The following is a 14269-nucleotide window of genomic DNA, read 5'->3' on the forward strand; positions in this document are numbered from 1 at the left end:
CGCTTTGTGGTAGGTGGAAGAGTATATTTTGCCATCATTGTATCAAAAAACTTGCAGAAATCATCTGCCATACAAAATATTTCTATAACTTTGCTTTCGGTGATCATAGCGATTGTTGTTAGTATTTATTTGTATTTCAGCACTATAAAAATATAACAATTTTCGCTAATCACCAATTTTTTAGACAGTTATAATTCATCGAACTCACGTTACTTTATATGTTTTGAAAGGAAAATCAAAATATGAAATAGATAATGGTAAAATTATAATAAAAAGTCCTTACGGAAAAAGACTTAAACCAGACGAAACAACAGACTGTTATATTTTAAGTTTTATAAATTCTTTAAAAAACGATAGAATAGATGACGCAACATTTTCTATCATTAGCCCGTATGAAAGAGAACAATTCTTTGGAGATGAAATAAGCTTATTTCTTGAATAAAATATCTGTTAGTATCATCAAATAAAGTGACGCGGATAAATCACTCAACTCATACGGATGAGTTGATCGATTCATGCGGATCACTTTGACAATTTATCTATGTCACTTTTACAATTCATCGGTACGACTTTATAATCAATATAGTATCAGAAAAAAATAGGAATTGGTCTCATGCAAATGAGATCCTCAACATCAGACATAAGGACAAAGATGAAATCCTATGTGAAACATTAGCAAGGGAGCAGATAAGTTATTAACACTTCTGATTAACTTACTCTTTTGAAAAATGACTATGGCATTTGTATTAAATTTTGTACTTTTGTATTGTTAAAACGAACAGAAAGTACAATGAAACGATTATTATATCTCTTTGTTTTTGCATTGCTGTTTTCATGTACGTCGCACGACAATAGCAAGAAGCTACAAGCTACCGACAGTCTGCTCTTTTCTCACCCTGACAGTGCGCTAAAAATACTTAACGAATTGCAAAATGTAGGGCAAATGAGCGAGGCCGGGGTGATGCATTATGCGTGGAATCATGCTATGGCACACCAACAAATGGGAATGTCACTCGAAGAAGACAGCCTTATTCCAAATGCGGTCAGTTATTATAGACAAAGAAATGACACGACGAAGCTGCTTGACGGCTATCTGCTCAAAGCTTCCTATTTGCGATGGACAGGTAAGCCTAAAGAAGCCTTGACCGAGTTGGAAAAAGGAATTAAGGAAGCCAATATCATGCATGATGATTCGAAATGGATAATGCTAATGGTACAAAAAATAGAAATGCTCTATCGTGAAAATGACTTTCGAACCGCTGCCAACACCATTCGCAGTATGCTTGCAGGGCATCACCCCATAGACCATACCATGGGCGGTAAACTGCTCTACGCTTTGGGTCTCAATCTTTCTTTGCTCAATGACCCACAAGCCAATCGCTACTTTGAGGAAAGTATCAAGTTGGCACAAGCATCTCAACAGATGAATATAGCGGCAGAGCGTATGCGTAACTATTCAGCAGCATTGACAGAAAAAAGCGAGTTTGCCAAGTCCAATGAATTGCTTTATCATCTTCGCCGGTTAGCTCCTGAATATTCCGACATCTCGGCAATTATGCTTAGCTTAGCAAACAATTACGTCAATATGCACCGTTTGGACTCCACCCAATATTTTTTAGAAAAAGCAGAAGAAAGCGAACGTATATTAGAAGCCCACGGTAAAAGCGATCTCAATCGTCGTGCTAACATAGAACTTTTGCGTAACATTATCAACTTCAGTAAAGGAAAGATGATATCTTCGCTCGCCTTCAACCGCTATTGCGATTCCGTTACAACAGCAATGATAGACAAAGACAATACTTCTATGCGCCGCTTAGAAACGCGCAACAGCTTACAAGCTGCCAACTACGCACTACACCAATCCGCGTTACGTCTTTTCCTAATTATAGTTCTGTTGCTTTTTCTGCTCCTCGGCGGAGGCGGAACTGTTTACTGGCTATACCGAAGAAAATATCAACGATTGGCAGAGGCGGAAGAAAGTATTGAAACATTGAAGCAAATGCTCCGTGAAGCCCAAACAGCCACCTCGGAAAACAACCTGACAGATCAAGTGCCAACAAACACTGAGAGCAATGCTTTCCTCAAGAAAGTTCTTTTGCAGCAATTGGGTATCATCCGCCTTGTAGCCGGTACTCCAACCAATCAGAATCAAGCCTTGCTCAAACGCATCTCCGCTATCGGTGGAGGCGAAACGCCTGCCAACGACCTGCTGGTCTGGTCGGATCTTTATCCTATTATCGATCGGCTATACCACAATTTTCATTCCCGTCTGGTAGAAAATTACGGCGATAAACTTATTGAGAAGGAAATTCAAATCTGTTGTCTGCTCTGTGCCGAATTTTCTACCAAAGAGATTGGCGTTATCACTCAGCAAACAAATGCCACTATCTATGTACGTAAAAGCTCCATTCGTAAGAAGTTGGGAATGAAGGAAAGCCAAGACATTGTGGAATTTGTAAATACCATTTAATCTCTATTAAGATTTTCGAGGAGACAATTTAAACTTTCAATAATTGTAATCACTGATTTACTGATTGTTACCTTTATTGTATTAAGACTTTTTATTTGATGATTTAGTCGTTATTAAGAACATTTGCATCCTAATTTTGCAGTTGAAGAAACATCAAATAAAAAAGATATGAGACACTCCGTAAAATTAGTAAAAGTAATGATTCTTTTGCTTGTTGCCACTGCGACAATAGCGCAGGCGCAAAACTTGAATGATACAACAATCGCTTTGAAAGAAGTTACGATTAAAGCAAAAACAATCATCCACAAAGTTGACCGCACTCTTTTCTTACCTACACGTGAAGCACGGCACAATGCCTACAATCCTTATGATCTGATGTTTAATATGGCCATACCCCATGTACTGGTTGATCCTATGACTAAAAGTCTGACAGCTAATGGTGGGGAAGTACAAATGCGCATCAATGGCATAAAAGCCACACAGACAGAAGTAGTGGCAATCTTGCCAAAAAATATCGTACGCATAGAACTGATAGAGAATCCAGGCAAGCGATATGGTGATGAAAACCTTGGGGCTGTAGTAGACATTATCGTTCGCAATCGTGAAGCAGGCGGATTGGTTAATATTCAGGCAACTAATTCACCCATCGTTCCTTTTGGCGAGAACACCATTACAGCCAAATATAATTACGGGCACTCCCAATGGGGCATCAACTATGCCGTAAATTACCGTGATATCCATCATACCCACGTCGACAAGACAGAGGACTTTTTTCTTGAGTCTACACAGATACATCGTCAGCAAACAGGAGTGGATGACCGTTACAACTGGAATGATCATGCCGTAGACCTGTCATATAATTACATGGTGCCCGACCGTTATACGTTCAATGCCGTTTTACGCAATTATTATAAACAAGCCCCCCATCAAGACGATACCGGTATTATCAACAATAACTTGACAACTCACACAGCCTTGGAACTAAGTAACTATTCTCCTTCGCTTGACCTTTATTTTCAGCATATCCTCCCCCATCAGCAAATACTGACAGTTAACCTTACGGGTACGCTTATCAAATCTCGTCGTAATCGTCATTATACAGAACAAAACATAGGTGCTCATCAGTTAGCCGATATTGTAACCAATGTGGAAGGAAACAAGAAAAGCATCATTGGAGAGGCAATCTACGATAAGCAATTCAAGACTACAACTTTGAGTGCGGGATTACGCCACTATCAGATGTACGACCGTAATGAATATACAGGGTCAAGCCCTGTTATGTCTTCAATGAACCAATCACGCACATCAGCATTCGCCGAGATAAAGGGACATTGGAAGAAACTGAACTATGGTTTCAGTGCCGGAGCCACCCGGTCATGGTTCAAGGAGAGCGGTGAAGATCATACTTATATCACCTTTACACCGACTGTACAACTCTCCATTGCACCCCACAAAAACGGCTACCTCAACTACCGTCTCTCCACAGACCCGCAAATACCGTCACTATCTGCACTTACCAATGTTGAGCAAGCGATTGATACCATACAGATAAGCCGTGGTAACCCGATGCTAAAAACTTACAACGTATATAATAATACATTGAACTACTCTTATAACGTAGGGAAAGTCATAGCTATGTTAACCGCTAACTATACCTATCATCACCAACCTATCATGGAAGAACTATTGGTTGAAGGTAATCATTTGGTCATCATGCAAAAAAATCAACGCTCTTACCAAGTACTAAACGTTGCTCCAACCATTATCCTTCATGGTCTCGACCTTTTCGGCTTAAAGAACTTTGCAACACTAAGTCTTGAAGGTGGTTTCAATCGATATTGGAGTAAAGGGCAGACATATAACCATGCTTACAACAACTTCTATTATAACGCGCAATTCATGCTGCAGTATAAATCCTTTGCCTTCATGGGACAGTTACGTAAGAACCGTGACTATCTGTTGGGAGAAACAGTATTCAAGGGAGAGAACATGACAGTTTTTATGACCACATGGAATTACAAACGGCTTCAATTAGGTGCAGGTATAGTCTTCCCATTCGTCAACAACTACCGTACCGGAATGAATCGTCTTTCCTCTGTTGCTCCTTATCAGTCGTGGCGCTATGCCAAAGAATCAGGAAATCTATTCCTCTTTCGCCTAAACTATCACTTTGAGTTCGGAAAGGCATATCATACCAAAGACAAGCGCACCCATAACAGTGATACCGAAGATGGAATGTTGAAAATGTAACTTCAAAAGATAAAGGTAGTGATACGTTACAATGGTTATCTTAACGTGAATTCGATGAAATAACAGGAAGCCTATGTAGAAATCTACAAAGATGGAATACGACCTTATAGTATGTTTAAAACGATGTTTTTCTCTTTTTATCAGGTTCTTTAAAATTGCCATAAAGAGATTAGTAAAAGAGAACCGTATGAATCACTCAACTCATACGTATAATCTACTTGTTTCACCTATGTGAAACAAGTGACTCACATCAGTGAAACAAGTGTATCACATCTGTGAAACGAATGTATCACATCTGTGAAACGAAAAATTCTTTTGATGAATACGGCAACATATATGACCACTTTCTTTGTTCCTACGTATCGGGGTAGTAGCCGCGTACCATTGATTTCTTCAAAGATTTGCGTGTCTGTTTAAGAAGCTGCGGAGATATGCGGCTTACATTATTTTGAATTCGTCGAACTCACGTTATCTTATTGCTTTGCCCAATAAAAGAAGTAACGTATCACTACCATTACTCTGTCGAGATGTTTTCACAATGTTTTAGCAGAACAATAAAAAGATTCATTGTTTCTTGAAAAAGAGCTTATCGTAATCCTTTCTGTTCAGAAGTTCCAAAGCCTTTTTTACACTGAGATTAGATTCATTTACAATTTGATAGTATTCACTCATATCCCACAAATCCCTGGCGATTAATCCTTTTAACTGAAGTTTCATTTGAGGGAGTGATTTTTGATACTCTTCTTCATCCTTTGGGGTGATTTTCTCCTCCTTAGCCATCTCAGCCAATTGCTTCATCATTTCATCTGTCACTTCAAATTTTCTATCAAAATCATCGAACTTCTTATACTTTGAAGCCCACTCTTCTCGATAAGTTTCAATCAATTGGAAATGATATTTCAAAAGAATGCCATTCAAAGAAATCCGACGATGATACTTCGTATACATCGTTGTATCCATAGGAACAAAATAATCAGGCATAATTCCACCTCCCCCATAAACAGTTCGCTTCAATTTTAATGTCTGGAACTTCAAAGAATCAGGGAAGCTAATGCTATCTTCACTCATCATCTCCCCACTGTTATATCGTTTTATAAGGTCTTCATTATAATCCTCGATACTCTTTCCATACGGTTTTTGGATACAACGGCCTGAAGGCGTATAATAACGAGCCACCGTTAAACGTATCATGGATCCGTCAGGCAAATCTACCGGACGTTGAACAAGTCCTTTTCCAAAACTTCTTCTTCCAACTACCAATGCACGATCCCAATCTTGCAATGCTCCGGTAACAATTTCACTGGCCGAAGCAGAGAATTCATCAATCATCACAATCAGTTTTCCGTCATGAAACAATCCATTCCCTTTTGCACTAAAATCGCTTCGAGGATTTCTTCGTCCTGAAGTATAAACAATGAGATCTTTTTTACCTAAGAATTCATTCGCCACATTAATGGCAGCTTCCAAATACCCGCCTCCATTACCCTGCAAATCGAGAATCAAATCTTTCATTCCTTCTCTTTGCAGTTTCTGCAACGCTTCTTGAAATTCTTTATGCGTAGTCGCAGCAAAACGACTGATCTTTACATAACCTGTCCGCTTATTAATAAGATATGCGGCATCAATGCTATGGACCGGAATTTTATCACGACGAATGGTAAAATCAAGTAATCCGTCCACTCCTCTGCGAAGTACTTTTATATTCACTTTTGTCCCTTTTGGCCCACGAAGCTTATTCATAATCTTCTCCGTACTTAATTTTACTCCGGCAATAGTAAAATCATCAACCGACACAATTCTGTCGCCTGCAAGGACACCTACTTTTTCGGAAGGACCACCGGGAACCGGTTGGATAACCAGCAAGGTATCTTCCAGCATATTGAATTGTACTCCGATTCCATCAAAATTTCCTTGCAAAGGCTCCGTAAGTTCCTTTACTTCCTTCGGATCGGAATAAGTAGAGTGAGGATCCAACTGTTGAAGCATCTTGATAATGGCACTGTCCACCAATTGAGCTTCATCCACTTCATCGACATACAAGTTGGCAATAGCATATTCTGCTATCTGTAATTTATTTGCCGGACGATTCATAAAAGGACGCTGCTGAGCTGTTAGCCCTGTAACAGTCATTAATAAAACAAATATGCTGATTATTTTCTTCATTTCATTCTAATTTAAGTCCCTTCGGCAAGAATTCAGACACATCTTTTCCGAAAGCCAGCATCTCACGTACATTTGTTGAAGTTACATAAGCTAATTCAGGCTCTGTGAACAATAATATAGTCTCAATGCCTGACAAACGTTTATTTACCTCTGCCATGTTCTGCTCATATTCAAAATCAGTTACGGTACGTACACCTCGAATGATAAACTCAGCCCCCACTTCTTTCGCAAAATCAACCGTTAAGTTACTATAAGACATCACTTTTATGCTACGTTCATCTTTATAAACCTGCTTAATCATATTTACTCTCTTCTCTAAGGGGAAAAGTGTATTCTTAGAGATATTACAGTCGACAACACTAATGACAATCTCGTCCATGAAAGTCAATGCTCTGCGAACGATAGAATCATGTCCGATAGTATACGGATCAAATGTACCGGGAAACAATGCTCTTCTCATGCTTCAACCATATTTTCTGCCAAGTCTTCTTCAATAACTAAATTATCAATAATAAATCCTTGACGTTCCATTGTGTTCTTCCCCATATAGAATTCCAACAGTTCTTTCACCTGATCGGTTTTACGCAGAGTAACTTGTTCCAAACGCATATCTTCTCCGATGAAAAACTTAAACTCATCCGGAGAAATCTCACCCAGACCTTTGAATCGAGTGATTTCCGGATCCGGTCCCAAATCTATAATAGCCTGCTGACGCTCCTCATCCGTGTAACAATAATACGTAATATAGTCACTCCGCTTTTCTTTCTGCCCCAATCTGGCATCCGATTCAGCTATCACCTTTTTATTCTTTATCTTTGTTCGTTTATTCCGGACACGGAATAAAGGAGTCTGCAAGATAAACACATGCCCCTTCTTTATCAGTTCAGGGAAGAATTGAAGGAAGAAAGTTATCATCAGTAAGCGGATATGCATGCCATCAACATCGGCATCAGTTGCTACAATTACTTTATTATAACGCAATCCATCCAAACCATCCTCTATATTCAATGCCGCCTGAAGCAAATTAAACTCCTCGTTCTCATAAACCACTTTCTTCGTCAACCCAAAAGAATTTAGTGGCTTACCTCTCAAACTAAACACCGCCTGAGTATTTACATCTCTACTCTTAGTAATAGAACCGCTGGCAGAATCACCCTCTGTAATAAAGATGCAACTCTCTTCCTGTTTATCACCACGAGTATCCGTTAAATGGATACGACAATCGCGTAACTTTCTATTATGTAAATTGGCTTTCTTCGCTCTTTCACGAGCTAATTTTGTCACACCGGCAATTGCTTTACGTTCTTTCTCCGAAGCCAGAATCTTAGTCAGCATAATATCCGCGATATCAGGATATTTATGAAGAAAGTTATCTACTTCTGTCTTTACAAAATCGGAAATGAACTTATTCACAGACAATCCATCCGGTCCCATATTCGTAGACCCCAATTTTATCTTCGTCTGACTTTCAAACATTGGATTTTCCACATTGATAGCAATAGCAGCAACCAACCCGTTACGAATATCCGAATAATCCAAATTCTTATTATAAAACTCTTTAATCGTCCGAGCTAAATGCTCCTTAAATGCACTCTGGTGCGTTCCTCCCTGCGTAGTATGCTGACCATTAACAAACGAATAATATTCCTCGCCATACTGATTTGTATGGGTAAAAGCAACCTCAATATCCTCACCTTTCAAATGAATGATATCATATAAACCGGTTTCAGTCATATTATCATTCAACATATCAGCTAATCCGTTGCGGGAAATTATCTTCTTTCCATTAAATATGATTGACAGACCTGAGTTGAGATAAGTATAATTACGGAGCATCGTTTCCACAAACTCAGGATTATAACTATAGTTTATAAATAAAGTGTTATCCGGCTCAAAGAATACAAATGTTCCGGTTGCTTCTGAAGAATCCTCTATTTTATCACTCTTCATATCACCCTTCTCGAACTGCAGTTCTCTTACTTTCCCATCTCGGAAACTTCGAACGATGAATAAAGAGCTTAATGCATTTACAGCCTTCAGGCCGACACCATTCAAACCTACACTTTTCTTGAATGCCTTGCTATCATATTTCGCTCCGGTATTCAACATAGAAACAGCTTCCACAAGTTTTCCTTGAGGAATTCCGCGGCCATAATCACGGACACAGACACGAAGATTATCTTCGACCGTAATCTCTATCTTACTTCCTGCATTCATCTTGAATTCATCGATACTATTGTCGATAACCTCTTTCAGAAGGACATAGATACCATCTTCTATATGAGATCCATCGCCTAACCTTCCGATATACATACCAGGACGAGTCCTGACATGTTCCATATCAGTCAAATGCCGGATATTATCATCATTATATATTACGTTCTGATTTTTTAAGTGTTCTTCGTTCTCCACCATATATAGCTTTTAACCTCCTTTTTAATCAAATATCTTTTTTATATGCACGACGACGTTTATGCAACTCACGCTCAAAATAAGCCCATTGAGCCTGTACTTTAGAATTTATCTCCAGCTCCGGATTACTTTCCGCGTACTTAAATCCCAACTTGTTATACATAGGAATCAAATCATAAAAAAGCAAAGCATTAACACCTTTACTTTGATATTCCGGTTTTACTGCAACCAATAACAAATCAAGCGTATCAGGACGCTTCCAGAATAAAGCCTTACCTAAGTAAAACCAACCAAATGGAAATAACTTTCCTTTTGCCTTCTGCAATGCCTCTGAAATAGATGCCATGGAAATGCCAACACCTATCACATTATCCTCCCCATCCTCAATGACAGTAACCATACGTAAATCAAGAATAGTCAGATATTCTTTCACATACAAATCTATTTGCCCTTGAGTCATTTTTGAGTAACCAAAGAGTGGCGCATAAGCCTCATTTATCAAATCGAATATTTTCTTCCCCAAACCTGCATAAACCTCTTTCCGATTTCTAATCTTTTTAATTTTCAAATGATAGCGCTGCATCAACATTTCAGAAATGCGTTTATGTTTCTCAGGCATCTCCTTCGGAATCATAATTCTATATTCTACCCAATCAACATCTTTTACGTAGCCCAACTGTTCCATGTGTGTCGAATAATACGGGTAATTATATATCGTTGCCATTGTACTCTGTTTATCGAACCCCTCTATCAACATTCCTTCGGCATCCATATCTGTGAATCCCATCGGACCTACCATGGTAGTCATTCCCCGATCTTTACCCCACAGAGCAACTGTATCAAGTAAAGCCTTTGAAACTTCCAAATCATCAATGAAATCAATCCATCCGAAACGAACCTCCTCCTTATTCCAAGTCTCGTTAGCTCTTTTATTTAAAATTGCAGCGACACGTCCAACTAACTTCTTACCTTTATAAGCCAAAAAGAAATCGGCCTCACAGAACTCAAAAGCCGGGTTTTTACTCGAAGAGAAAGTTCCTAATATATCCTCATACAAATCAGGAACAGAATAAGGATTATCTTTATATAGTTCATAGTTGAAACGTATAAACTTCTTCAGTTCACTCTTGTTTGAGACTTTCTTTATAGTTACAGCCATATTTTTTATATATCAATATTGAGGTAAAATTACAAATATTTGTTCAATCTAAAGAATCTTTCACTATTTTTTACTGTTGAGCGATAAGATAGGCTATATATCCTACATAACACGTTACCAACAAAATACCTTCGTATCGGGTAATAGTGCGTTTCTTGAAGAACCAACCTACAAACCAGAATAATATAGATGCAAAAAGCAACATTAATAAGTCTACATTCGTTATATTGCCTATAGAAAGCGGAATAATCGTAGCACTTGTTCCTAATACAAAGAAGATATTAAACAAATTACTGCCTATCACATTACCTATCGCTATTCCTGAATTATGTTTCATGGCAGCAACAATCGATGTTGCCAATTCCGGAAGAGACGTACCACCTGCCACCAGTGTAAGACCAATGATAGATTCACTGACTCCCAATGAGCGTGCTACACCGCTTGCCCCATCCACAAACAAGTCTCCTCCAAATATTAAACCGAACAGACCCAATAAAATAAAAAGTATCGATTTCCACATGGGTAATTCTTTCACCTTTACATCCTCTCCATTCTCTTCACTATGAGCAATAGCAAAAGTATAACCCAAAAAGATTGCAAAAAAGCAAAGTAAAAGAATACCATCAGCACGACCTATCATATTATTAGCACCCCCATCAAGAAAAATATCATTAGCACAAACTATGACAGCAAAAGAAGATAGAATAACCAAAGGAATCTGTTTCGTCAAAGTACTTTTCTCTACCTTTATAGGATAAGCAATGGCTGTACAACCTACTATCATCAAAATATTAAAAATGTTACTACCAACCACGTTACCTATCGCTAAATCTGCGCTACCATTCATTGAGGAGAGTGTACTAACCACAAACTCCGGCATGGATGTACCGAAAGCAACAATGGTCAAGCCAATTACCAAATCTGAAATATGAAAGTGCTTAGCTACAGCAGAGGCACCGTCAGTTAACCAATTAGCGCCATAAAGAATAAGTACCAGCCCAACCACAAGAAATATAATATTCAGCATATTCTAATTGTTTACGGAAACATTTTGCAAAAATAAGAGATTTATTCTATTTTTGTCTCATCCTTTTTGAAAAAGTATTAACATGGCGCTCAACTATATTTGGATAGCATTCTTTGTCATCGCATTCTTTGTTGCACTTATCCGACTGATATTCTTTGGCGACATGAATGTGTTTACTGATATTATTAACTCCACTTTCAGCTCATCAAAGACTGCATTTGAAATATCCTTAGGTTTGACAGGTGTGCTTTCCCTTTGGCTGGGTATTATGAAAATTGGCGAACATGGTGGACTGATCGCTTGGTTTGCTAAAATCTTGAATCCTCTTTTCTCCAAACTTTTCCCTGATATTCCCAAAGGACATCTGGTAATGGGAAGTATATTCATGAATATTGCAGCAAATATGCTGGGACTTGATAATGCTGCCACCCCGTTAGGATTAAAAGCAATGGAGCAGTTACAAGAATTAAATTCCAAGAAAGATACAGCAAGTAATCCTATGATCATGTTCCTTGTTCTGAACACATCAGGATTATGCATTATCCCCATCAGTATTATGGTTTATCGTGCTCAACAGAGAGCTACACAGCCTACCGATGTATTCATTCCTATCCTATTGGCTACTTTCGTTGCTACGTTAATCGGCATTATCGCAGTAAGTATCTATCAAAAAATCAATCTGATAAACAGAACAATCTTACTAAGCCTCGGAGGTATCAGTCTATTCTTCGCAGTCATTATATATGGATGTACCCAACTTTCACAATCGCAATTAAATACCTACTCCACTTTAGTTGCTAATATGCTTCTGTTTATTATTATTATCGGATTTATCATGACCGGAGTCCGCAAGAAAATCAATGTATATAATACCTTTGTAGAAGGAGCTAAAGATGGCTTCACCACCGCTGTCCGAATCATCCCATACTTAGTAGCCATGTTGGTAAGCATTGCTGTATTTCGTGCTTCCGGAGCAATGGACTATATTATTACCGGAATAGAGCAATGCATGATACTCTGTGGACTTCCTACCGATTTCGTTCCGGCTCTTCCTACAGCCTTAATGAAGCCTCTTAGCGGTAGTGGAGCTCGCGGCATGATGCTCGACGCAATGACTACTTACGGTGCCGATTCTTTCGTAGGCCGTCTGTCGTGCATTTTGCAAGGTTCTACCGACACCACATTCTACATTCTGGCAGTTTACTTCGGAAGTGTAAATATTATGAAAACCCGCCATGCTGTACCTGCCGGACTGATAGCCGACTTATCCGGTTCAATTGCTGCCATTCTTATCGCTTATATGTTCTTTGGGTAATCTTCTTCTTGAACGAAGATAAATAAATAAACCTGAAAGCAAAGTAAAAATCAATAATAACCCCGATATTTGTACATACCACGAACTAAATCCTTTTATTCCTAAAGAAAAGTATCTCCCTGTATGAAGCTCCAGAGCAAAATTCCATAAAGATAAAGGCTGCCGGATCATTTTCTTCGGCATTGCAGGCAGTAGTTTATCAGCCCCTTTCTGCTTAGTAAACACAACAGGGATTGGACCCAAATATTGGCTGAATCCGGAAACAGATATTGTTCTTCTCTTTTTGCTATTTGAATGATCGTCCTTTCCCTCTGTTCTTTTAGCATAGTCTTTCACTTGCTCTTTTTGAACATCAAATTTATAAAGCCCACTGACAGATCCTATCACCCAGTCTTTTCCAACCTTTTCAAAGACATTCACTCCCATAGCACTAATCTTCGGCTTTACCTTAAAAGGAATGGGAATTGCATCGAACGATTCCAGATGATACATCTTTCCAGATGTTATCAACAACCATTCACCCAACTGAGCATCCCATCTAATTGCTCTTAAACTGTCGTTAAAAGGATTATCTGAGACTAAAGTAGTACATGGCAACGGACTTACTTCTATCTTTTTCAAAATAGAAGAAAGCGGATCACGCAGACAAATTCCTGTTACTGCTATTAATAATGTAAACACTATCAGCCAATAGCCAAAACGATTATGCCATTTTATATTGGCTTTCATCAAAGTTGTTCCTCTTTTCCTTTTATCAACATTTTTTATATGCTTCATCCTGCTTTTCTTATAAGTAAAAGCTATACCTGTCACACATAATATAATTAGAACTATTGCGATGAAATCGACAAAAATCTTACCCGGAGTACCCAACAATTCACCACTATGAACCATCCAAATAGTTCTAAATAATGTAGTCTTTTTTGAATAATATCTTGCTGGACGAAGTATATGTTCTTCAAAATGAGTATAAGGGGGAAAGGACAAAAAAATTTTAGAACGTCCCAGCAAAACTAATGTATCCCCGCGTAAGGTCATATCCTCCAGTTCTTCTTTATCATCAAATATTTTCTTCCATGAACCATACTCCGACATTCTATATGCGGCAAAGTTGTTGATACACCAAAAGGATTTATCTGCAGTCTCAACCAAACTCAAAATTTTATGGTAATCGGCTCCTGAAGGAATACCTTTATTCATTTCACGAAAAAAAGAAAAGCAAGAGTCCGTTTCCCAGACTCCTGCAATTCCATATGCCAAAAGTTTACCTTCTTTAGTTAGCAAAGTCCCCCGAATTGTTCCATTGTTGTAATTATCTAACCGATAACTCTCAGGCATAATCTTTCTACTGACATCAAGACCGGCAAAAATCGCACGATGATTAATAATAATTCCTGATACTGAAAAGAATAGAATAATAATAGAAAATATTAATCCTACCCACTTATGACATACCCGAAGTATCTTTTTCAT

At 38.4% G+C, this 14269-nt stretch carries 10 protein-coding genes and 1 pseudogene; 4 read left to right on the top strand and 7 right to left on the bottom strand.

The window, feature by feature from the left end:
* A pseudogene (locus LO761_RS12610) lies at positions 1-107 on the bottom strand (transposase); the annotation flags it as partial.
* A gap of 116 nt (positions 108-223) precedes the next feature.
* On the opposite strand from LO761_RS12610, the gene LO761_RS07290 reads away from it, so the two are divergent.
* The 3 genes from LO761_RS07290 (at position 224) to LO761_RS07300 (ending at position 4720) form a co-directional block, all read left to right on the top strand.
* Positions 224-442 carry a hypothetical protein gene (locus LO761_RS07290; RefSeq protein ID WP_272817629.1) on the top strand — a complete coding sequence of 73 codons (219 nt, stop codon included), beginning with the start codon at positions 224-226 and terminating at the stop codon, positions 440-442.
* A 348-nt stretch (positions 443-790) separates the two neighbouring features.
* On the top strand, positions 791-2470 hold the full coding sequence (locus LO761_RS07295; protein ID WP_272817630.1) for a helix-turn-helix domain-containing protein: 1680 nt from the start codon (positions 791-793) through the stop codon (positions 2468-2470).
* 168 nt (positions 2471-2638) lie between these two features.
* A complete protein-coding gene (locus LO761_RS07300; RefSeq protein ID WP_272817631.1) occupies positions 2639-4720 on the top strand; it encodes a TonB-dependent receptor in 2082 nt (693 codons plus the stop codon).
* 564 nt (positions 4721-5284) lie between these two features.
* Here the strand turns inward: LO761_RS07300 and LO761_RS07305 are convergent.
* From LO761_RS07305 to LO761_RS07325, 5 genes are all read right to left on the bottom strand, one after another.
* Positions 5285-6883, bottom strand: a complete 1599-nt coding sequence (locus LO761_RS07305) for a S41 family peptidase (protein ID WP_272817632.1) — start codon at positions 6881-6883, stop codon at positions 5285-5287.
* Between the two features lies 1 nt (position 6884).
* Positions 6885-7343, bottom strand: a complete 459-nt coding sequence (coaD, locus tag LO761_RS07310; RefSeq protein ID WP_272817633.1) for a pantetheine-phosphate adenylyltransferase — start codon at positions 7341-7343, stop codon at positions 6885-6887.
* The gene (locus tag LO761_RS07315) at positions 7340-9298 is read right to left on the bottom strand and encodes a DNA topoisomerase IV subunit B (RefSeq protein WP_272817634.1); all 1959 of its coding nucleotides are present in this window, start codon (positions 9296-9298) and stop codon (positions 7340-7342) included. Before LO761_RS07315 ends, coaD begins: the two co-directional genes overlap by 4 nt.
* Positions 9299-9323: 25 nt before the next feature.
* Positions 9324-10454, bottom strand: a complete 1131-nt coding sequence (locus tag LO761_RS07320) for an N-acetyltransferase (protein ID WP_272817635.1) — start codon at positions 10452-10454, stop codon at positions 9324-9326.
* A 70-nt stretch (positions 10455-10524) separates the two neighbouring features.
* The gene (locus LO761_RS07325) at positions 10525-11481 is read right to left on the bottom strand and encodes a calcium/sodium antiporter (protein ID WP_272817636.1); all 957 of its coding nucleotides are present in this window, start codon (positions 11479-11481) and stop codon (positions 10525-10527) included.
* Positions 11482-11563: 82 nt separating this feature from the next.
* Between LO761_RS07325 and LO761_RS07330 the strand changes: the two genes are divergently transcribed.
* On the top strand, positions 11564-12796 hold the full coding sequence (locus tag LO761_RS07330; RefSeq protein WP_272817637.1) for a nucleoside recognition domain-containing protein: 1233 nt from the start codon (positions 11564-11566) through the stop codon (positions 12794-12796).
* On the opposite strand, the gene LO761_RS07335 is transcribed toward LO761_RS07330, so the two are convergent.
* Positions 12755-14269, bottom strand: coding sequence for a PepSY-associated TM helix domain-containing protein (locus LO761_RS07335; RefSeq protein ID WP_272817638.1), 1515 nt, complete (start codon positions 14267-14269; stop codon positions 12755-12757). The genes LO761_RS07330 and LO761_RS07335 overlap by 42 nt on opposite strands.

Source organism: Phocaeicola oris (genome assembly GCF_021295095.1).
GTDB classification, from domain to species: Bacteria; Bacteroidota; Bacteroidia; order Bacteroidales; family Bacteroidaceae; genus Phocaeicola; species Phocaeicola oris.

Bases quoted from the DNA above. Each gene is read 5' to 3' on its own strand.
- LO761_RS07295 (WP_272817630.1), top strand. From the start codon at position 791: ATGAAACGATTATTATATCTCTTTGTTTTTGCATTGCTGTTTTCATGT.
- LO761_RS07300 (WP_272817631.1), top strand. From the start codon at position 2,639: ATGAGACACTCCGTAAAATTAGTAAAAGTAATGATTCTTTTGCTTGTT.
- LO761_RS07305 (WP_272817632.1), bottom strand. From the start codon at position 6,883: ATGAAGAAAATAATCAGCATATTTGTTTTATTAATGACTGTTACAGGG.
- coaD (WP_272817633.1), bottom strand. From the start codon at position 7,343: ATGAGAAGAGCATTGTTTCCCGGTACATTTGATCCGTATACTATCGGA.
- LO761_RS07315 (WP_272817634.1), bottom strand. From the start codon at position 9,298: ATGGTGGAGAACGAAGAACACTTAAAAAATCAGAACGTAATATATAAT.
- LO761_RS07320 (WP_272817635.1), bottom strand. From the start codon at position 10,454: ATGGCTGTAACTATAAAGAAAGTCTCAAACAAGAGTGAACTGAAGAAG.
- LO761_RS07325 (WP_272817636.1), bottom strand. From the start codon at position 11,481: ATGCTGAATATTATATTTCTTGTGGTTGGGCTGGTACTTATTCTTTAT.
- LO761_RS07330 (WP_272817637.1), top strand. From the start codon at position 11,564: ATGGCGCTCAACTATATTTGGATAGCATTCTTTGTCATCGCATTCTTT.
- LO761_RS07335 (WP_272817638.1), bottom strand. From the start codon at position 14,269: ATGAAAAAGATACTTCGGGTATGTCATAAGTGGGTAGGATTAATATTT.